This window comes from Weeksella virosa DSM 16922 (assembly GCF_000189415.1).
In the GTDB taxonomy this organism is placed as follows: domain Bacteria; phylum Bacteroidota; class Bacteroidia; order Flavobacteriales; family Weeksellaceae; genus Weeksella; species Weeksella virosa.
Window position 1 is genome coordinate 1,967,077 of sequence record NC_015144.1, and the last position, 21,225, is coordinate 1,988,301.

The window sequence follows — 21,225 nt, forward strand, 5'->3', positions numbered from 1 at the left end:
TACGTAAAAATGAAGGTGAAAATTTCCAAAACTTTAGAAGAAAAACAATTCGATCAGATATATTTTCAGTATCATTCTTCTATTTATCGAAATATACGCAAGTTAATTTACGATGAAGATATAGCATTGGACATTCTGCAAGAAGTTTTTATTACACTCTGGAATCATCGGGCCGAAAAATTAGCAGACACTGCCTTAGCAGGATGGCTTTTTACCGTAAGTTATAATAAATCTATAGATTATCTAAGAAAAACAATCAAAGAAGAGATTGCCGAAAGTGATAAAATTTTTAGTATACAGTCGAATTACGAAGAAAGTTTAGAGTTCGAACAACAATATTCATTAAAACTAGAATTGATAGAAGAAGCTGTTGAAAATCTTTCGCCTAGAAGAAAAGAAGTCTTTAGATTGTGTCGATTCGAAGGGTATACGAAAGATGAAGTTGCCCAAATGCTGAAGATTTCTACCGATTCTGTTAGTGATTATCTAAAACAAGCAAATCAGTTTATACGAGAATATATCCAGAAAGAATACCCTACATACAGTAGTTTATTTGTGTTGAGTTGTTTGATTAAGTTTTTCTAATTAACGATTACTTTACCTATTGTTAACCATTTAGTCTATCCTGTTTTTCGTTTTTGGCCGTCTTTAGGGTAGATATGATAAGAAAATTATTAGAAAAATATTGGTCGAATAATAGTTCTTTAGAAGAAAAAAAAGAGCTATTAGAGATTATCGATAATCCAAAAGTCGTTTCGGAAAAAATAACACAAACTTGGTCCGAAAATGATAATACGATCATGATAGATAAGAGACTTTCTAGGAAAGTTCTCCAGAAAATTCATCAAAAAATAAACGAAACCCATAAAACAAAAAAACATTTCTCGACTTATTCTTCTTTTATAAAATTTTCCATTGCAGCTTCATTGGTCTTGTTTTGTGTTTTTGGTTTATTGTACCATAAAAATATAGCGTCAACTTCTACAGTCGCTCTTGTAAATTACGATACGATATCCAATGAAACAGCGGATAAACTAATGAACATTCGATTGAATGACAATTCTACAGTTGTCCTTTATCCAAAATCAGAAATTGTGTATGATGGCCAATTCAACCAAAAAAATAGAGCAGTTTTATTGATGGGAAAAGCAAAGTTTAAGGTTTATAAAAATAAAGAGCTTCCTTTTACTGTTTCCATCAAAAGCTTCACTACAACGGCACTAGGTACAGAATTTATCGTAACCGAAAATATAAAAAACAATCAGGCTTCTGTACAACTGCTAGAAGGAAAGGTGAGGATTGATAGCCAGAAAAAAGCAGCTTTTGAATCTGTTTTTTTGAATGCAGGAGAGAATTTCTGGTTAGATTTAGAGAATAATCAGGTGCAGATCACCAACCAAAAAATAAGCAAACCAAAAACTGTTTCAACCAAGAAATATACCGAGAAAACAGAAATAATTACGTTGCCAGAGATACCCGAAACCGAAAAGAATAATGAGATAACAGACGAAATAATTTTTGATAAAACACCTTTGATAGATGTTTTTGATAAAATAGAAAAAACTTATCAAACCAAAATTCACACCACCAATATCCCAAAAGAATTGACATTTACGGGACGATTCAAATCAACAGATAATTATCAACAAATCATCGAGATTATTTGCCAATTGAATGACTTGCAATATCAGGCAATTGATAAACAAGTTTATATAGAAAAATAACAAATAAAATATAGGATTAATGCATTTCTAGACAGCATGTTGAGTTGTTTGGAGGCAACAACTATAGCTCAAAATTAAACATCAAAAAACTAAAATTATTCATACAAATGAAACGTTATTTAACATTATTATCCTTGTGTTTTGCTGCCGTTCAAATGGTGGCTCAAGAAAACTCTAAAATCAAGGGAATTGTACAAGACGAGAAAGGGAAACCTGTTTCGGGAGCAAGTGTACACATTACTTCTGATTCGGATACATCTATTTCGTTTTCTACAACGACCAACAGCAATGGGATTTTTGAGGTGAGTGGATTATTATCCGATGAAAAATATGATATAGAAATAGATCATTTGCATCATGAATCGTATTATATCGATAATTATAAAGTAAATGCAGGAGATAATAATTCTTTGTCAGTAAAACTTAACCAAAGTATCGGTTTAGAGGCCGCTGTAGTGACGGCTTTGGGAATTAAAAGAGAAGAAAAAAAGTTGGGGTTTGCACAGCAAACTATTGATTCTGAGTCGCTAAATAATGCAGAAAACAATAACTGGTCAGATGGATTGAAAGGAAAAGTAGCAGGTCTAAATATCATTTCGGCTGGCTCTGGACCCATCAACTCACAAAATATTGTTTTGCGAGGAAATAACTCTACCGAATTGCATAAAAACTACGCACTCATTGTAATCGATGGTGTACCCATGAATCCCGAAATGACATCTTCTGGTAATAATTCTTCTTACATGGGAGCAGATTCGCCTATCGATTTTGGAAACGCAATTTCAGACCTCAACCCAAATGATATTGAGAGTGTTACGGTTCTTAAAGGGCCTTCTGCAGCTGCTCTATACGGTTCTCGTGCAGCCAATGGAGCCATTATGATTACGACAAAGTCGGGAAATAAAAATAAAAAAATCGGAGTCGATTTTCGCTCTTCTCTTATGGTAGATGTAATTAATCGATGGCCAGATTATCAGTACGAATATGGGCAAGGAACTTTGCAAAAAAACAAAAAAGGTGAGTTTTATTATTCCTATGGTAATTCTTCTGATGGTAACTCTACCAGTGCAACAAGTAGTGCTTTCGGACCCAAATTCGACGGACAATTTTACTACCAATATGATCCTTTCTTGCAAGGACAAGGCGAAGAGAGAACACTTTGGAGACCTTATAAAGACAATAGAAAAGCGTTTTGGAATACTGGTATAACTTTTACCAATAATGTATCGATTTCTGGTAGCGGAAAAGAAGGGGCGATGAGAGCATCTTTTGGACATGTGAAAAATAGTTGGATTATGCCCAATACAGGGTTCGATAGTTATACTGCATCCATCAATGCAAATTATAATGTATCGGAAAGGATAAAATTAACGTCAGTTGTCAATTACACCAATAAAGTTAGCGATAACATTCCGGGAACAGGTTATAATAACGGTTCTATAGCTTATTTCATGATTTTTCAGAACCCAAATGTAAGCTTAGATTGGTACAGAGATCGCTGGTATGCAGGGCAAGAATATCTAAGCCAGATACAGCCGTATAGTTCTTATATAGATAATCCCTACGTTATAGCTTATGATGCTACCAATCCATTGCAGAGTAATCAAATTACAGGAAACATCCAGGCAAATATTCAACTTACCTCGAAGCTAAATTTCATGTTGCGCTCGGGCGTTAATATGTATAACCAAATAAGACAACAAAACCGACCACATGATATGAATCGTTGGTTGAATGGACATTATAAAAGGCAAGATATCCAAAAAAGAGAAATCAACACCGACTTTCTCTTATCCTACCAAGATTATATAGGTGAGGATTTCTCTATGAGCATGAATTTTGGTGGGAATAAAAGAGATTATCAATACTTACGCAAAGATGCACAAGTAGACGAATTAGTAATCCCCAATGTCTATATGTTGTCTAACGGGATGAATAGCCCTATCGTAAAAACATATGATAAGTATATAAAAGTCAATAGTTTATATGGGTTGATATCCCTAGGATTTAGAGATCAGGTATTTATAGATATTACAGCCCGAAACGATTGGTCGAGTACATTACCCAAAAACAATCGTTCTTATTTCTACCCATCAGTATCATCTAGCTTTATCTTATCAGATATTTTTAGATTATCAAAACCAATTGATTATCTAAAATATAGATTATCTTTTGCACAAGTAGGAAACGATGCAGAACCGTATAGTACAAGTAAATACTATAATGCTAATGACTTTCCTGGGTCTTCAACTACACCAAGCAAATTACACAATTTAGACCTGAAACCAGAAATATCTAAAAGTTGGGAAACCGGAATAGAGTTGATGATGTTTCGTAAAAGGGTTGGGATAGATGTAACGCTCTATCAAACCAACACAAGAAATCAAATTATCGAAGTACCTACTGATCAAGTTACCGGTTATACCTCTGCTATTATCAATGGAGGAGAAGTGCGAAATCGTGGTATAGAAGTTATGCTAAATCTCAAACCAATCCGTACAACAGATTTTACGTGGCAACTAATCGGAAACTGGGCTATCAATGAAAATAGAATCATTGCACTTACAGATGGTGTAGAGGAGAAACCATTGGCTTCTTCTGGTACTGTAAGTGTAATTGGGAAAGTTGGGGGTACAACAACAGCGCTTTATGGATACGGTTTTGTCCGTGATAATCAAGGAAACATTGTCTATGAAAATGGAGTACCGGCTTATCCTACCGAAATACAATATATAGGAGATGCAGCACCAAAATGGCGCGCAGGATTAACGAATTCTTTCAAGTATAAAAATCTAAGTTTAAGTGTAACATTAGACGGTCAATACGGTGGAATTGTTTACTCACAATCGCATCATAAAATGATGGAACAAGGAAAACTAAAAGCTACCTTGCCAGGTCGAGATACAGGATTTATTGTTGGTGAAGGAGTTGTGCAAAACCCAGATGGGAGCTATTCACCCAACACCGAGCAAGTGAAGATTACCGATTATTATGCGAAATACTATCGTCGTGCCAATGTAGAATCCAACTCATTTGATGCATCTTACCTAAAACTGCGCGAAGTGAATTTTACCTACAATTTACCTAAAAAACTGATAGAGAAAACTGGTTTGGATAATCTGAGTTTATCGGTATTTGGGAAAAATTTAGCCGTTTGGTCAGACTTCCCGTTGTATGATCCAGAGACTGCATCAATAGAAGGTTCTACTATTATACCAGGTGTAGAAATGGGGCAAATGCCTTCTACCGCATCTATCGGATTTACCTTAAAAGCATCTTTGTAAAAACTTATCAATTCTATTAAAAATGAAAAATCTTTTCGTAAAAATATCTTTATTTTCTCTTCTTTGTTCTGGGCCTATTGCTTGTACAGAAGATTTTGATCAAACCAATATCAATCCCAATTTGGTATCAGAAGTTACTCCTGGCTCGTTAATCAATCCCGTACTGTATAATTTGGCCAGTAATAATGCCATCAAAAACTATGATATTACCAGTGCATTGATGCAAGTGCACGTTCCTTTCCCAGATGTAACCGCAGGAGGTGTGCATCGGTATGATATAACGGATAGAACTGGGAATTCTAGCTGGAATGCGGCTTATCGTTGGTTGACCAATATCAATGAAATGTTGGTTAGAAGTAAAGAACTCAAACAATCTAATTATGAAGCCATTTCTTTAACCTTACGTGCTTATGCTTTTGCTAATCTGACGGATATATTTGGTGATGTACCTTTTTCCGAGGCTTTTCGAGCAGAAGAAGGCATTAGTCAAGCGAAATTCGATTCGCAGAAAGAAATCTATCAAACACTTTTAGCAGACTTAGAAAGAGCAAATTCTCTCTATGATCATAAAATACCTTTGCCGTATGTAGCCGATCTGTTATTTGGGAATGATATCACAAAATGGCAAAAATTCACGAACTCTTTGCATTTGCGTTTATTGTTGCGCGTGTCGGATAAATCCGAAATGAATGCTTTTCCTAAAATGGTGAACATGCTCAGCAATCCAGAAAAATATCCGATAATGACTTCTAATCTCGATAACGCAGTTTTGCAAGTTACTGGCATTTCACCGAATGTTTCGCCGTGGGCTCGACCACAAGATTTTAATAACGGAAGAGCAATGGCAGAGTTTTTTATCGATCAATTAGTAGAATCAAAAGACCCAAGAATTCTTAAAATTGCTACTCAAGCAAAATCTCTTGGCGATAATAATTCTATCGGTTACAAAGGGATTCCTGCAGGATACGATGGTTCAGAAGCTTTTGACTTTTCGCCCTCTGGCTTGCTAAGAATACAAGCAGAAGCACCAATGAAAATTACATTATTCACCTATTCTGAAATCGAGTTTATCCAAGCAGAATTGGCTTATAAAGGCTACACAAGTGATGCAGAAAAACATTACCAAAACGGAGTGAAGGCAGCAATAGAATACCTTACAGAAGAGGAAATTCCTATAGATTATTTCGATAGTGATGCAACTCGATACGACGGAACTCTAGAGCGAATTATGCTTCAGAAATATTTATCTTTATACTTTGTAGATTATCAACAATGGTTCGAGTATAGAAGAACTGGCTATCCGAATTTACCAAAAATTCCTGCTGGCAAAAATGATGGAGTAGTACCGTCGAGGTTGTTGTACCCTAGTTCGGTGAAAATCTACAATAAAGAAAACTACGATAAAGCTGTTGCAGCGATGGGCGGTGATAATATTAATACAAAAGTTTGGTGGCAAACAAAATAAAACAAAAAAACATGAAAAAAATAATTTTTAGCATTGCTGTAATCGTCAACCTTCAGGCTAATGCACAACAAATTGTAAAGGGAATAGTTTTCGAAGATCGTAATAATAACGGCCGTCTAGACAAAAAAGAAAAAGGTATAGAGAATGTTGCCGTTTCTAATGGGATAGATGTGGTTCTTACCGATTCTAAAGGACGTTATACGCTTACAGTAAATGATGATAATCAAGTGTTTGTTATCAAGCCAAGTCATTATAAAACTCCATTAGATACTTACTTTACGCCAAAGTTCTATCATACCCATAAACCAAAAGGTTCCCCAAAAAATTTTAAATATGCAGGGGTAGAGCCGACCAAAAAGTTACCAAAATCTGTAGATTTTCCACTCCTACCAGAAAAAGAAAGCTCTACTTTCACAGCCTTTGTTTTTGGTGATCCGCAAGCATATACCGAAGAAGAATTAACTTTCTTTCGCAAAGCCATTGTCGACGATGCTATGCAACATAAAGAAAATGTTTCTTTTGGGATAAGTTTGGGGGATTTGGTAGGCGATGATCTTTCTCTACAGCCGAAATATAAAAAAATAATGAGTGCTCTGTCTTTACCATGGTACAATGTAATTGGTAACCATGATATGAATTTCGAGGCAACGATTGATGAGTATTCAGATGAAACTTTTGAGAAAAATTTTGGACCTAGTACGTACGCTTTCAATTACGGCAATGCCCATTTTCTTATTCTTGATAATATTTTATATCCTAATCCTAGAGGAGGAAAAGGGTATTTAGGAGGTTTCAGACAAGATCAACTAGAATTTATAAAAAATGATCTGAAATTTGTTCCTAAAAATAAACTAATCGTTTTGTCTTTTCATATCCCGATTTTTATAGAAGGAGAAGATCATTTCGATAAAGAAAGTCGCCAACAATTGCTTGCTATCCTAAAAGATTTCCCGAACGTGTTAATGATGTCTGCACATACACATTATCAGATGCACCAATTTTATGGCAAGGATAAAGGTTGGGAGGGTGCAAAACCATTGCACGAATATAATGTGGGTACCACCTCTGGTGATTGGTACTCTGGCGAGCTAAATGCGTTGGGTGTTCCTGTATCTACGATGAGAGATGGTACGCCTAGAGGATATGCTTATCTCACGGTTAAAGACAATCAATACGAATTGGATTACAAGGTTGCAAGTAAGCCGCTTGATTATAAAATGGAGATATATGCACCCAACGTTATCGCCAACAAAGGATGGAATACATCTTATGTAGTTGCCAATATTTTCATGGGAAGCGAAAAAGATCAAGTAGAAATACGTTTTGGGAATGGAAAATGGCAAAAAATGGAAAAAACTCTGCAAGAAGATCCTACGTTTTATCATCAAGTTCAGCGATGGGATATTTCTCAAGAATTACTTACAGGCAGAAGACCTTCGAATCCGATCAAGAGTTCTCACTTATGGCAAAAAAAATTACCAAATAATTTAGGGATAGGAGAACATAGTATAGAGGTAAGAGTTTTGGATATGTTCGGACGCACTTACTCTAATAGTACAACTTACCGAATAGAAGAAAAAAAAGAAATAGCTAAATAAAATTTTAGTTTCATAGGTTGTTAAAGTTATGGGTGGAAACGGCAAGTATCTCTTTTTACTTGTCGTTTTCATATATTGTTTTAGATGTGCATTGGCTGAGCCAGATGCTGGATCTTAGTTGGCGTTATCTCATCGTTATTATTTTGTTTTGGATTCGATGATACGCTTCGCTTGATTCAAATTTTTGTAGATTTACTCAGTAGAATTACAACAACAAAATAAGATGAGTGTAATTGATTTATGTTGTGAATTCCTTTCAAATTTTTGTAGATTTACTCAGTAGAATTACAACCTTTGTGCAATGCCGAGTTCGGTGCTTCATGTTGTGAATTCCTTTCAAATTTTTGTAGATTTACTCAGTAGAATTACAACTGTATTTCATAAATTTATCTAATCTCTCAAGTTGTGAATTCCTTTCAAATTTTTGTAGATTTACTCAGTAGAATTACAACGGAAACGGGCGTCGGTGAAGTCATCGATACGTTGTGAATTCCTTTCAAATTTTTGTAGATTTACTCAGTAGAATTACAACTGTTTATAACAAGCTAAGAGGGTGGAAGTCGTTGTGAATTCCTTTCAAATTTTTGTAGATTTACTCAGTAGAATTACAACTACTCCATCATGCGTTATCGATCCCGATAAGTTGTGAATTCCTTTCAAATTTTTGTAGATTTACTCAGTAGAATTACAACATGTAGAATATGAATCAGATAGAGATGCAAGTTGTGAATTCCTTTCAAATTTTTGTAGATTTACTCAGTAGAATTACAACTCTGAAATTCAGATGCCTGTTTTACTTTATGTTGTGAATTCCTTTCAAATTTTTGTAGATTTACTCAGTAGAATTACAACATATTATTTTGAGAAAACTTATAAATCATCGTTGTGAATTCCTTTCAAATTTTTGTAGATTTACTCAGTAGAATTACAACTCGCCATTGGTTTGGACGCCTTGTGCCCATGTTGTGAATTCCTTTCAAATTTTTGTAGATTTACTCAGTAGAATTACAACTCGCTTCGGTATTGACCGAAATAGCCCACCGTTGTGAATTCCTTTCAAATTTTTGTAGATTTACTCAGTAGAATTACAACATAAAACATTTCAAACAAAATTCTTTAAGCGTTGTGAATTCCTTTCAAATTTTTGTAGATTTACTCAGTAGAATTACAACTATTAATTCAAGCATAATGTTTTGATGGTTGTTGTGAATTCCTTTCAAATTTTTGTAGATTTACTCAGTAGAATTACAACAAGTAGATCTTGATTTTATAGCTGGCTATAGTTGTGAATTCCTTTCAAATTTTTGTAGATTTACTCAGTAGAATTACAACGCACTGAATATGGATATCCAGACGATCGTCGTTGTGAATTCCTTTCAAATTTTTGTAGATTTACTCAGTAGAATTACAACTTTATAGCAGACGTAGAGGTTGTGGTAAGTGTTGTGAATTCCTTTCAAATTTTTGTAGATTTACTCAGTAGAATTACAACGTACTTGCCGTTCGGTCTTGCGTGGTATACGTTGTGAATTCCTTTCAAATTTTTGTAGATTTACTCAGTAGAATTACAACCAGTTTCTAATCCAACGCTGAACGTTGATAGTTGTGAATTCCTTTCAAATTTTTGTAGATTTACTCAGTAGAATTACAACGTGGAGTATTTGCTTAATGCCTTTGTTGGCGTTGTGAATTCCTTTCAAATTTTTGTAGATTTACTCAGTAGAATTACAACGCTCAATATATCCAAGAGCAACACAATGGTGTTGTGAATTCCTTTCAAATTTTTGTAGATTTACTCAGTAGAATTACAACCTTATATAAAAGATTGATTATGAGTGATGTATAAGATGATCTACAAAAGAAAAAAACAAAAAATGCTTGAAGAAATTTCTTTCTGCAAGCATTTTTTTATTTCCTAAAACAATTCTAATTGTTGGGGAACTTGGGGCAAATCGGTTTCTTTTTGGGCAAAATACAATTCCATTTGTCCGAATTGTTTGTCGGTGATGCACAAAATTCCTACTTTTCCTTCTGGCGGTAAACTTTTTTTCACTCTTTTTATATGTACATCTGCATTTTCTCTACTCGGACAATGTCGGATATAAATCGAGAATTGAAACATGGTAAATCCATCATCCAACAATTTTTTTCTAAATCGAGTCGCAATGGCTCGATGTTTTTTGGTTTCGGTTGGTAGATCAAAGAATACGAGTACCCACATAATTCTATAGGCGTTATATCGACTAAAACTCATGATAACATCGGGTAACTCAGAACTCTATTTTCGCCTGTGAAACATTTATACAAGGAACTACTTGTAATGCTAAGGGCAGTCATCAAAGGTCGTTGTAAACCGTTGATGGTTACATCTCGGGTGGCAATCTGTAGCAAATGAGCTTTGACATTCTTATCCAATTGGTAGGGTGAAAAAGGTTTTTGCATCCATTCGACCACCAAAAGATCAACATACGGACGGTAAGGTTCCATCAGATCATCGGCTAAACAGTAGGCATTGTATTTGTTTTTGTGGAAGATGCCTATGGTTGGATGCAATCCACTACAGACAATTGCTCTAGCCACCATACTTCGTAAAACAGCGTAGCCAAAATTGAGGAAATTATTGGGTGCATCACCTTTTCGATCGCGAATAAAATCATCAAACAAGGTAGACCAATAATATTGTGCAGCAATGCCTTCCATATTGGTACTATCGCCAGATTTTACCGAATTCATATACGTAATCATACGGTCGTGTGGTAAATTGTTCAGCCGCAACACTTCTTTTTGTTGAAAAATTTTCGCTTCTACGGTTTGTTTCCATAATTGTTTTCGCAAGGGTTCTGAAATATTGACCTGATGCTTCAATCGTTCGCTATGTTCTACATGTCCACTTATTGGCAACATTAGACCTAAAGGCAAATGACTCTCATCGCAACTGATAATGGCTACATTGTTTTGCTGCAAAGCTACGATGAGTGGTTGACTGATGGTGATTTGATAATGATCGAGGACCAAAAAACCTAAATCTTCTATCGGTATAGAGGCCTTTTCTTGCTTGGTTTCGGGATCTTCTATTTTTAGTTGATGATCCTTGAACTTCAAATAAGCCGGATTGCCTATGTATATGGTACGTTTGAGCATGGGTTAAGCTTTTGAAATGTTACCTAAACGGTCGACTTTGAGTTTGATACAAATTTCTTTTATCATTATACCATCTATAGTTCTTTCCATTTTGTTTAGAGAGGAAAATTCTAGTTTATATACAATCGATGTAGCTACATCTTGCCTTACACAAAACATTTGACTTCCACTGAAGCTCACTACTTTATAAATTCTATTTACATCAGGATTAGTTTCATCAAAAACCTCTCCTTCGATCGGCACATAAACCAAATCGTTTGGCGACAAACTAAACAATAAGCGATGACCTTTTTCATTCGTTTCTGGCACAGAATTTAAGCCTTGTTTTTGTCGTTCTATAACAATATTCAAAGGAATGGTATCATAACTTCTTTTTCCTTGATTATCTTCATATACTCCAAAAAAGAGATTAGTTCCTTTGGCAGCTTCCACATATTTTGTGGTTTTGTTACCCGTTTCTCCCAATGGGAATTTACTTCCCTGTTCGAATACACGAACTTTTAAAATAGGTTGATGTGGTTTCCCATCATTATATAATGAAATGTTTTGATTCATCTCTTCAATACCCTCTGGAGAAAACGCCAATTCAGGATTTCCTTTTGCTTTTAAATAATTCAACAAAATTTTCTGAATTCCCGTATCGGTAATGGATAAAATTGTTTTAGCATTAAAAGATGTATCCAGTGATTTTCTGGTCGCAGTCAATATTTTGCCTTTGGACACCTTTACTCTGGGTAAATCAATTTTTCCTGAAACCGTTTCTTTATGCATTGGTTTACGAATTGCCCAATTCACCCCTTCTTGTTTGAACATTACTTTTTTACCGTCAACAATCTTTTCATAATAATTGGTTGCTTTGTTGATAACACGTAAGTTCTGTTTAAAGTTTACGACAATTTTTTCCAATTCTTTTTTTGTGTCCTGAGTAAAGGTTTCCCATGGTTTTTTAAACTCTGTGAATTTAGTTCTAACCTTTCCTTCCTTGTCTTGCCAAGGCGTGGTGTGGCGCAGCTTATGTTGTAGATCGTAGCGCTCGTTTCTTGATTTAGCGTGTTTATTATTCAACAAATTGACGTGATCGCGTGTAGCACAAGCGATAATTAACGCGTCTAAAGCGTGATGTCTGTGATCAATCCGTTTCTTTTGAAAACCTTTTGATAGCTCTAGTGGAACTGATGGTAAAAATTTTTGATGTTTTTCGTTCCAAGCTGTAAAATCAGTGGAGTTGGTTAATTGATTCATCCGCTCAAATCGAGGTAATATTAAGTCATTCCAAACATCATTTAACCCCCAATCTTGTTTTAATATTCCAGTTATTTTTCCATTACCAGGAATGATGTTTTTAGAATTTACTCCTTCATCGTCCTTTTCACCTCTAACAAGATTTGACAATACTTTGGAGATATATTTACTGATATACCTTGTGTCATTCATTTGTCGATCTATCATTTTTTCTGGAATTTCTTCCAACAAAAGTTTGTTGCGTTTGCTTCGGTTCTTGTCGTAGTGTTCTTTCACAAATGCTTTGTAGGCATCTTCTGTAAGTATTGTCACTTCTCCAAAACTGGTAGTGACTTTTTGGCCATAATAATTTTGAATAAACTCTAGTCCCAGCATCTTATCCTTTAGTGCGTTGACTTCAGATTCACAAATCACTTTATTGGAAAAGCCATCATCAAAAAACCTTGCCTGTGGGATAATGTGCTCTATTTGATAAGCAGGTGTAAACAACTTACTCAATGGAATCGGTCTTCCTGTATAAGGGGAACGATATTTTTGTTCTAACCACAATTTGTATCGTTGAATTTCTGACTTTGTTGGCTCGGATTTCTTACTGATTTTTTCGATATCCTCTGGGATTTCTACACTTGAACTTAGTACACCATCTTCATAGATTTTTAAGGCTTCTTGTTGCATTGGCGAATAAGGGCGCACGTTTTCCATATTTTCATCATACATCAATTCTTCGAGTATAGCTCTGATGCGGAGATTGGTCGTTTCGTTTTCTGAAATAATGCTGGATAAGCGTTTGCGTTCCTCTGCCGTATTTTTCATTTCACGTCCCAATTCGATATGAATTTCATCGAAATAATCTTTAGCGCCTTTTCCATATTGTTTCCAAATATCCCTTACTACTCGAAGTGTTTCGGTAATGACCTGTTCCACAATAGGATTCCGCAAAGAATGTTGTTTAAATTCAGACAAATATTGTTCTAAATCGGCAACTGAATTCCATTTTCCAGCGATGTCAGCTTCGGAATGTCGGTCGTAAACAATGTATTGTGCCAACCACAATTGCAAACCTTGAAAATGATTTTCTTCAGTTAAATCAATCGCTTTTTCTCGAACTCTATTTTTTATTGTTTCATCATATTCTCCTGTAATAATTTTACCAATTCTGGTTTTCGTTTTGTCATCAATGATATCCCAACTCCAGTACTTTCCAACTCTCATCAAAGGCAATAGTTTTTTGATAGCTTTTTCAGAATAAGTTCCATAATCACTATCAAAAGGTTTGAAACGCTTGAAGTTTTCTACGAAAGACTCCTGATGTAAATCATATTTATTTGCAAAAGATTTTAGTGCTTTTTCAAACTCGATTTTATCGGTAACCGAATAAATAATGTGCCATAAATGTTGTTCAATTTTTCTTGTCATAAAATCAGCAGGAACATTCTCTACTTTATCCAATCTTTTTCTGAGTTCATACCTGGTTTCATTCATCGGGTAAGACTTCGACTCATCTTTATCAGCATCATAAACATAATTCCAACGGTATTTCTTTAATTCTTTTTTTAGTTCATCTTTAAATGCTTTACCCTTTGCATTTGGATACTTCGATTTTACAATTGGTTCGATGAGATAAGTTAGAATATCGGTGTGATTGACTTCTTTTTGGTTCATCAGAAACTCAAAAAGAGCCTCTAAATCTTCGACTTTATTTATAAATTGATTCGTAACATCTTTATCGTCCTCTTTGGTAAAAATTTTCAAATTATACAACCATTGCCAAACTCTAAACTCTTGATAATATGGGTTGGATTTTGGAATTGCCTTTAGATAAATAATTTGGCCATTACCGTCTTTATCTTTTATTGTTCGAAATTCTAAAGAACAATTGGAAATCAATGATTTCTGACTTCTTAGCGGACGTTGGTAGAAAATAATATCGTTTAGAAAAAGATACACGAAATCTCGACTACTTAACTGCTGTTGGTGCGCTACATTTCTGCGATATAACTCACGTGCACACGCATTATATAAATCTTCCGTAAACAGTTCTGGTTGTAGTTCTATTTGTTTTTCTAAAATTTTCTTTAACTCTGATTTATAAAACTTTCTTTCAATGGTACGAACTAACTTTCCTCTTATTTTTTGAGTAGGGTTATCTAATAAGGCTTCATAGATATAGCTACCTACGGTCTGATTGAATTGTTCAATTTCTTGTTCAGTTTTCTTCTTTATCAAAGTCCAATCGTCTTCCTTTGGAGCACGAAAACTTCTTTTTACCTCTCCGTCTTTATCCAACTTTTCTGAGCCATCTTCGTTAATATCGGTAGTTACGATAAAATCTCTCACCTTATCTTTCCAATCATAAAGAGGGATTTTGCTCGAACGTCTATAAACCCAACCGTTTTCAAGGTGTAAAGAATACCAGGTATCACCTTTTTTATTGGGTTGTTCGTCTGCTACAACATCCACAATTTTCAACGAGTAGAATTCGACCTTTTTGTTAGGATTTTCTTCCTCTTCTTCTCCTCTTAACTGGTAATACCCTCTTTTCTGATTAAAGTTAAGAATAATCCAGGCCAGTTCTTGAGGAGAAATTTTTTGAGTCAACGCTTTTTTCCGGAGATAATAAATTGTCCAATCATAAGGAATTTTAATATCCTGTCCATTGGCTTTAAAATCAGCTACCATTTCATCAAAAGAACGTTGGAATAAAAACTCAAACTTACCTTCAGCATTCTTTTTCCAAGCCAATTTAGGTTCAGTTTCCGCTAAAAACTGCCCAAATCGTTTCTCAAAGTCAATTTCAGCAGCATAATGTTCGGGTAAAAACTTCAGAATATTGAGTACTCGGTGTAATCGTTCTCTACGAAGTAAATGCCTTTCTCTCAATCTCCTGATACTACGATAGCCTGTTCTTTCAGCCGTTTGAGAGATGGAACTTCCTTCTGCAAACTTCCCTATTATACCTGCATCCATAGGAATAATCCGACTACCCATTCCCAAAATCAGTCCTTGTTTATTTTCGAAGTCTTGTTCAACCAACGCCCATCCAATAGAGTTGGTGCCTAAATCTAGTCCTAATATGGTTTTCATAAGTCATTTAGTGTTTGGAGTCTAAAATAGTTAATTTTTTTAACAAAAGTGTTTCGTTATTTGTAAATGTTTAATATATTTACCTCGAAAGGAATTCACAATAAGGATTATTCCGTTGTGAAAACATTTGGGTTGCCTCTTGTCCAGAATCAGGAGGCATTTTTTTATCCGAATGTTTCACAAACTCCTCTTAATAAGTAACCGTAAAACCTTGTGAGCTAAAAGATTTGGGTTACCTTTTATTTAGAATCAGTTTTTTTTCTCTACTTCAAATTTTATTTTAACAATTACCGCGACACCTTATAGCGTTTAGATTTTTCAGATTTGTAATATGTATGCGTTGATTGATTGTAATAATTTTTATGCTTCTTGCGAACGAATCTTCAATCCGAAACTAAGAGGCAAACCAATTGTTGTTTTGTCTAATAACGATGGTTGTGTAATAGCAAGATCCGACGAAGCAAAAGCACTGGGTATACCTATGGGGGCGCCAGCTTTTGAATACGATGGTTTTTTCCGGCTTCACAAAGTACATGTTTTTTCTTCTAACTATGTTTTGTACGCCGATATGAGTAATCGAGTAGTGAAGATTCTACAAACATTTTGTCCTGCTGTAGAAGTCTATTCTATTGATGAGTCTTTTTTGTGTTTAAAGGGTTTCGATTCGATTGATCTAGAAAAGTATGGACAACAAATAAAAGATACAATTTTTCAATTGACAAAACTCCCGGTCTGTGTCGGTATTGCACCTACCAAGACGTTGGCAAAAGCAGCAAATAGAATAGCAAAAAAATTTCCGAATCATCACCAAGGAGTGTATATCATCGATACAGAAATCAAAAAAAATAAAGCTTTGAAATGGCTGAAATGTGAAGATATTTGGGGAATTGGACACCAACTTTCTAGACGACTCAACTATATTGGTTGTAGAACTGCCTATGATTTTTCTCGGTTGGATGATGCGTATATTCGTCGAAATTTCTCGGTAGTAGAACTCCGCCTGAAAAAAGAATTGCTAGGAGAAAGTGTTTTGCAATTGGAGGAGGTGAAGCGTAAAAAAAGTATTGCTACTACCCGAAGCTTCGAACACACAATAGATAATTACGATGAGCTCAAAGAACGGGTAGCAACTTTTGCCATTTCTTGTGCAGAAAAGTTACGGCAAGAACAATCTAATTGTAAGATGATTACGGTATTTGTGATGACCAATCGTTTTGATGAGCATTTGCCCTTTGTTTCTGCAACCTTGAGTACAACTTTAGAATCCGATTCTAGTTCGAGTATCGTTTTATCCAAAACAGCTTTGTTTTTGCTCGATAAATTAGTTCCGTCAGAAGGGAAGGTTCCGGCCTATAAAAAAGCAGGAGTTATTGTTTCTGGAATTACGCCCAACCATCAGACACAGCTGAATATTTTCTATGAAGAATCGACCAAGCATAAAGCTTTGATGCAAGTAATGGATAAAATAAATGCACGATATGGTGGGCACAAATTGTTGTTAGGATCACAAGACTTGCAACGAAAATGGAAGATGAAACAAGAAAGGCTTTCGCCTAATTATACCACAAATTGGCAAGAAATATTAACGGTACAATGAAATTAATCCAAGATATACAGTTCGGTAATGAACTCGAATTTTTAACAATAGAAAAAGTAAACACTCGGTATTATGCCCATTATTATGGTGATGTGTCGGCGGGCTTTCCTTCGCCTGCAGAAGATTTCCGACAAGAAAGAATCTCTTTAGACGAACGTTTTCTTAGCAAACCAGAAAGCACCTTTTTGGTTCGTGTAGGCGGTCTTTCGATGTATCCTCATTACCAAATGAACGATGTTTTGGTCAACCGATCAGATTATCAGTTGATGCATGGTGATGATGCTGTGGTGTCGATCAATAATTCAGACTTCACTCTAAAAAGATGGGATGCAAATAAAAAAATGTTCTATGCGCTGAATCCAGACTTCAAAGATTCTCTCATTATTCAACCAGAAGACGTAGTGGTTTGTTTGGGAGTGGTTTCGACGATCATTCGAGAACTGAAACGTTTCCGGAAATAAGTTTTAGCTGAAATAAGTATGCGTTAATTCACATCACTAAAAACCAATCAACCTCTCTAGTTCGAACAAATAGGAGTAGAGAAGAATAAGAACCATAGAGGTTATAAATTACCGTGAAAAAGAGTAGGAGAGTGGTACAATTTTAAAATAAACGAATTTGGTTGTCTTCTCTTTGCGTAGAAAAATCGATAAACGGAACAAAATCTTCTCCATGCAACCATTGCTCACAACTAGGCAAAGAGTCAAATGCAATTGGCATTCTTTGTTTACGATTGTGGATGTATTTCATCACTCCTAAAGCTTCGGTAGTTACAACAGAAAATGTATCATTTTGGTATAAGGCTGCCAAAAATAGAAGCTCATTATCGTGTCCAATTTCGTATCTTATTTTGTTTCGCCCTTCATGCCGCCATTCATAAAAACTATCGACCACCAAAACACAACGGTTGTTAAATGATTCGCGAAAAGATGGCTTTTCTTCTAGCGTTTCTACACGTGCATTGAGTGTGTTGTTGGTGTCAAAATCTTCTTGTGCCCAACTTGGTTTAAGCCCCCATTGTAAAAGCTCTATGGCTTCTTGTCCTGTTTTGATAATCGGTAAATACGGATGCGCAAAACCGTTAAAATGTTCCTTGGGCTCGAATTTTTGGTTGGATAGGAAAGGAATTCTAGTATTGTTTTCCAATTCCTTTTTCGTTTTATTCACTTTTACATGATAACACATTCGATTGTTGTTAAAATAAAAAAACAAAGAAAAAATTATATCTTATAAACCTCGTCTACAGATATTTTCGTTGTGAAAACTCCATAGTTAATAAAAATAATATCATCCTTTATTTTATCAATCGTCCCAACGCTTGACGATCCATTGATTTTTACCCGATCGCCAATTTTCAATTCCCGAATTTTCTTTTGCATTGCTTCTTTTTCTCGTTGTTCTTTTTTGTGTTGTTCTTTTTTTATTTCGTTAGCATTGCTTTTTAATTCGCGTTGTACTTCTTTGGCAACAATTTTCTCAATCTTTTTTTGTTGTTGAATTTCATTGGTTTTTTTCGAATTTTCCATTTCAATTATTTTGAGGAAATTGCTTATCAACTGTTTTTTATTTTTACTTTTCAGATAAGAATCAGCCATTTCATTGATGCGTTTTCCCATCATCAGAGTTTTCTGTTCACTAGCATATAACTGTTGGAAATCATAGAGTTTTTGTTGGATTTTATCTTGCATTTCTTCTAGCTTTCCTTGATGAGCTTCATGCGTTTCTTTTAGTTCTACAACCTGATCTCTGGTTTTTTGGATTTCGAATTTTTCTTGTTGTAATTTTAGAATCGTTTTATCCAAACGAACCTTGTCATTTTCTACTTTCTTTTTTGCACGGTTGATTAATCGATACGGAATTTTATTTTTTTCGGCAACCTCAAAAGTAAACGAACTTCCGGCTTGGCCGAGTTCTAATTTATACATCGGTTCTAAACTTTTTTTATCAAAAAGCATGCTGGCATTTATAGCTTCTTCTAGACGTTCTGCACTTAGTTTGATGTTGGTATAATGTGTAGTAAAAATTCCATAAGCATTTCTCTCATAAAACTCTTCGAAAAACACTTCCGCCAATGCGCCACCCAATTCAGGATCAGAACCCGTCCCAAATTCATCCACCAATAACAAAGATTTTTCGTCGGCATATTTCAAAAAATAAGCCATTTGTTTCAGTCGATAACTATAGGTAGAAAGATGGTTTTCTATAGATTGATTGTCACCAATATCGGTGAAAATTTTATCAAAAAAGCCAACTTCGCTTTTCGGATGAACCGGAATCAAAATACCTGATTGTATCATCAACTGGTTCAGTCCTACGGTTTTCAAGGTAATAGACTTCCCTCCAGCATTGGGGCCAGATATGATAATTATGCGCTGTTTCTTGGTGAGAGAAAGTGTTTGAGGTATCGTTCTACGTTCTTTACGCAAATTATTCAAATACAAAACAGGATGATAAGCATCGATTAGTTGTAGTTGTAATTCCTCTTTCAGGGTGGGTAAAATTGCTTGTATATTTTGGGCATATTTTGCCTTGGCTTGTGTAAGATCCAAATATTCTAGAAAAGCTTGATATTCTTCTATAAGTGGCTGATATATAGCAATCTCAGATGTTAGTTTTAATAAAATCTGGATGATCAGATGCTTTTCTTCTTCGCGTAATTCATCGAGTTGTCTTCTCGGGTTCAGGACGCTTTCGGGTTCGATATAAGAGATAGATCCAGTTTTTGATGTACCTAAAAATTGACCTTTTACACGTTTCCTCAGAGCAGATTTTACAGCCAAAACACGGCGATTTCCTACAACAGATTCTCTGATTTCATCCAAAACATCCGAATGATAACTCATCGATTTGTTGAATAATTCTGTAATTCGAGAACTGATAGCGCGAATTTCTTGCCGAACGATTCTCAACTCAGGGCTTGCATCATCTTTTATTTCTCCGAATTTATTGAATACTTGATCGATAATTTTTACAATTTCTTTCTCGTAAATAATTTGTTCGGTTTTTGCATGTAAATATGGAACGTACTCTATGAAATTACGCGTGTATTTTTTTATTTCTTTTATTTGTAAAGTATTCGATTTTATCTTGAAAAATTCTTCTGCAGGCAGATAATAGTTTTCAATCGAAAGTCGTTTCAGGTATTCATCCAAAATAAAATATTCAGAAAACGGCAAACTATTTCCACTTTCTAGGGTAGATAGGTATTCGCTAGTGGTATGTAAATCAATCAACAACTCGTTCCGATTACTGTAAGGGACAAGGTTTTTTGTTCTTTCAGCAACTTTTTCGGTATATATATATTGGATGATTTCGGCCAGTACGACCGGAAATTCTAAATCTTTTAAAGTCTGTTTACTTACTTGCATCCGTACAAAATTAGCGATAATTTTACGATTCAAAAATCAATTCGTATGTTCGACAATATACAAGATGAAAAGTGGTTGGAGGTTTTTCGTCAAGAGGCTAAAAAAGATTATTTCAGAGATTTAATTGTTTTTATCGAAAGAGAGTATGCCGAACATACGGTTTATCCGCCCAAAAGCGAGTTGTTTTCTGCTTTTTTGCAAACTCCTTTCGATGCGATAAAGGTTGTGATTCTAGGTCAAGATCCTTATCATGGTAATGGGCAAGCAAATGGTTTGGCTTTTTCGGTGAATTCTTCTGTAAAAATTCCTCCGAGTTTACGAAATATTTTCAAAGAGCTAGAAACAGATGTATTAAAGAAAATGCCAACTTCTGGGGATTTATTACCTTGGGCCAAACAAGGTGTTTTTCTATTGAACGATGTTTTGTCGGTCCGTAAGGCTTCTGCAGGTAGCCATAAAAATAAGGGCTGGGAAACTTTTACCCAAACGATTATACAAACAATTTCGGATCAAAAAGAACATGTTGTTTTTTTGCTTTGGGGGAATCATGCACATAAGAAAGAAAAATTAATCGATACTTCTAAGCATTTAATTCTCAAGTCTGGACATCCATCACCGATGAGTGCTAATCAAGGAAAATGGTTCGGCAATCATCATTTCTCTCAAACCAATTCCTATTTAGAGAAACATAATAAAGAGAAAATCAATTGGTAGAAAGAATT

At 35.0% G+C, this 21,225-nt stretch carries 13 protein-coding genes and 1 CRISPR repeat array; of the genes, 8 read left to right on the forward strand and 5 right to left on the reverse strand.

Annotation, left to right across the window (positions count from 1 at the left end):
• The first annotated feature begins 9 nt into the window (after nt 1–9).
• The 5 genes from WEEVI_RS09490 (at nt 10) to WEEVI_RS09510 (ending at nt 8,071) form a co-directional block, all read left to right on the forward strand.
• On the forward strand, nt 10–585 hold the full coding sequence (locus WEEVI_RS09490) for an RNA polymerase sigma factor (RefSeq protein ID WP_041942156.1): 576 nt from the start codon (nt 10–12) through the stop codon (nt 583–585).
• A 74-nt stretch (nt 586–659) separates the two neighbouring features.
• A complete protein-coding gene (locus tag WEEVI_RS09495; protein ID WP_013598924.1) occupies nt 660–1,724 on the forward strand; it encodes a FecR family protein in 1,065 nt (354 codons plus the stop codon).
• A gap of 107 nt (nt 1,725–1,831) precedes the next feature.
• Entirely contained in the window at nt 1,832–5,008 is a 3,177-nt protein-coding gene (locus WEEVI_RS09500; protein ID WP_013598925.1) for a SusC/RagA family TonB-linked outer membrane protein, read from the forward strand.
• A gap of 22 nt (nt 5,009–5,030) precedes the next feature.
• Nucleotides 5,031–6,473 carry a SusD/RagB family nutrient-binding outer membrane lipoprotein gene (locus WEEVI_RS09505; protein ID WP_013598926.1) on the forward strand — a complete coding sequence of 481 codons (1,443 nt, stop codon included), beginning with the start codon at nt 5,031–5,033 and terminating at the stop codon, nt 6,471–6,473.
• Between the two features lie 11 nt (nt 6,474–6,484).
• Entirely contained in the window at nt 6,485–8,071 is a 1,587-nt protein-coding gene (locus tag WEEVI_RS09510; protein WP_013598927.1) for a calcineurin-like phosphoesterase C-terminal domain-containing protein, read from the forward strand.
• Between the two features lie 242 nt (nt 8,072–8,313).
• Nucleotides 8,314–9,883: direct repeats of the CRISPR family, unit length 50 nt; unit sequence GTTGTGAATTCCTTTCAAATTTTTGTAGATTTACTCAGTAGAATTACAAC.
• Nucleotides 9,884–9,986: 103 nt separating this feature from the next.
• Here the strand turns inward: WEEVI_RS09510 and cas2 are convergent.
• Genes cas2 through cas9 form a run of 3 tightly spaced genes read right to left on the reverse strand, consistent with a single transcriptional unit; the run spans nt 9,987 to nt 15,538 of the window.
• Complete coding sequence (cas2, locus tag WEEVI_RS09515) at nt 9,987–10,325, reverse strand: CRISPR-associated endonuclease Cas2 (protein ID WP_013598928.1); 339 nt, start codon at nt 10,323–10,325, stop codon at nt 9,987–9,989.
• Complete coding sequence (gene cas1 / locus WEEVI_RS09520) at nt 10,322–11,212, reverse strand: type II CRISPR-associated endonuclease Cas1 (RefSeq protein ID WP_013598929.1); 891 nt, start codon at nt 11,210–11,212, stop codon at nt 10,322–10,324. Before cas1 ends, cas2 begins: the two co-directional genes overlap by 4 nt.
• A gap of 3 nt (nt 11,213–11,215) precedes the next feature.
• Complete coding sequence (gene cas9 / locus WEEVI_RS09525; RefSeq protein WP_013598930.1) at nt 11,216–15,538, reverse strand: type II CRISPR RNA-guided endonuclease Cas9; 4,323 nt, start codon at nt 15,536–15,538, stop codon at nt 11,216–11,218.
• 331 nt (nt 15,539–15,869) lie between these two features.
• Here cas9 and WEEVI_RS09530 point away from each other — a divergent pair, with 331 nt between their 5' ends.
• On the forward strand, nt 15,870–17,135 hold the full coding sequence (locus WEEVI_RS09530) for a Y-family DNA polymerase (protein ID WP_013598931.1): 1,266 nt from the start codon (nt 15,870–15,872) through the stop codon (nt 17,133–17,135).
• The gene (locus WEEVI_RS09535; protein ID WP_013598932.1) at nt 17,132–17,596 is read left to right on the forward strand and encodes a LexA family protein; all 465 of its coding nucleotides are present in this window, start codon (nt 17,132–17,134) and stop codon (nt 17,594–17,596) included. The genes WEEVI_RS09530 and WEEVI_RS09535 overlap by 4 nt, the downstream gene beginning before the upstream one ends.
• A gap of 142 nt (nt 17,597–17,738) precedes the next feature.
• Here the strand turns inward: WEEVI_RS09535 and WEEVI_RS09540 are convergent, their stop codons facing one another.
• A complete protein-coding gene (locus tag WEEVI_RS09540; protein ID WP_013598933.1) occupies nt 17,739–18,320 on the reverse strand; it encodes an SOS response-associated peptidase in 582 nt (193 codons plus the stop codon).
• A gap of 35 nt (nt 18,321–18,355) precedes the next feature.
• Complete coding sequence (locus tag WEEVI_RS09545; RefSeq protein ID WP_013598934.1) at nt 18,356–20,503, reverse strand: endonuclease MutS2; 2,148 nt, start codon at nt 20,501–20,503, stop codon at nt 18,356–18,358.
• A 45-nt stretch (nt 20,504–20,548) separates the two neighbouring features.
• Between WEEVI_RS09545 and ung the strand changes: the two genes are divergently transcribed.
• Nucleotides 20,549–21,217, forward strand: a complete 669-nt coding sequence (gene ung, locus WEEVI_RS09550) for a uracil-DNA glycosylase (RefSeq protein WP_013598935.1) — start codon at nt 20,549–20,551, stop codon at nt 21,215–21,217.
• Nucleotides 21,218–21,225 lie beyond the last annotated feature (8 nt).

Excerpts from the sequence above, each read along its gene's own strand:
- WEEVI_RS09490 (WP_041942156.1), top strand. The coding sequence starts at position 10 with ATGAAGGTGAAAATTTCCAAAACTTTAGAAGAAAAACAATTCGATCAG.
- WEEVI_RS09495 (WP_013598924.1), top strand. The coding sequence starts at position 660 with ATGATAAGAAAATTATTAGAAAAATATTGGTCGAATAATAGTTCTTTA.
- WEEVI_RS09500 (WP_013598925.1), top strand. The coding sequence starts at position 1,832 with ATGAAACGTTATTTAACATTATTATCCTTGTGTTTTGCTGCCGTTCAA.
- WEEVI_RS09505 (WP_013598926.1), top strand. The coding sequence starts at position 5,031 with ATGAAAAATCTTTTCGTAAAAATATCTTTATTTTCTCTTCTTTGTTCT.
- WEEVI_RS09510 (WP_013598927.1), top strand. The coding sequence starts at position 6,485 with ATGAAAAAAATAATTTTTAGCATTGCTGTAATCGTCAACCTTCAGGCT.
- cas2 (WP_013598928.1), bottom strand. The coding sequence starts at position 10,325 with ATGAGTTTTAGTCGATATAACGCCTATAGAATTATGTGGGTACTCGTA.
- cas1 (WP_013598929.1), bottom strand. The coding sequence starts at position 11,212 with ATGCTCAAACGTACCATATACATAGGCAATCCGGCTTATTTGAAGTTC.
- cas9 (WP_013598930.1), bottom strand. The coding sequence starts at position 15,538 with ATGAAAACCATATTAGGACTAGATTTAGGCACCAACTCTATTGGATGG.
- WEEVI_RS09530 (WP_013598931.1), top strand. The coding sequence starts at position 15,870 with ATGTATGCGTTGATTGATTGTAATAATTTTTATGCTTCTTGCGAACGA.
- WEEVI_RS09535 (WP_013598932.1), top strand. The coding sequence starts at position 17,132 with ATGAAATTAATCCAAGATATACAGTTCGGTAATGAACTCGAATTTTTA.
- WEEVI_RS09540 (WP_013598933.1), bottom strand. The coding sequence starts at position 18,320 with ATGTGTTATCATGTAAAAGTGAATAAAACGAAAAAGGAATTGGAAAAC.
- WEEVI_RS09545 (WP_013598934.1), bottom strand. The coding sequence starts at position 20,503 with ATGCAAGTAAGTAAACAGACTTTAAAAGATTTAGAATTTCCGGTCGTA.
- ung (WP_013598935.1), top strand. The coding sequence starts at position 20,549 with ATGTTCGACAATATACAAGATGAAAAGTGGTTGGAGGTTTTTCGTCAA.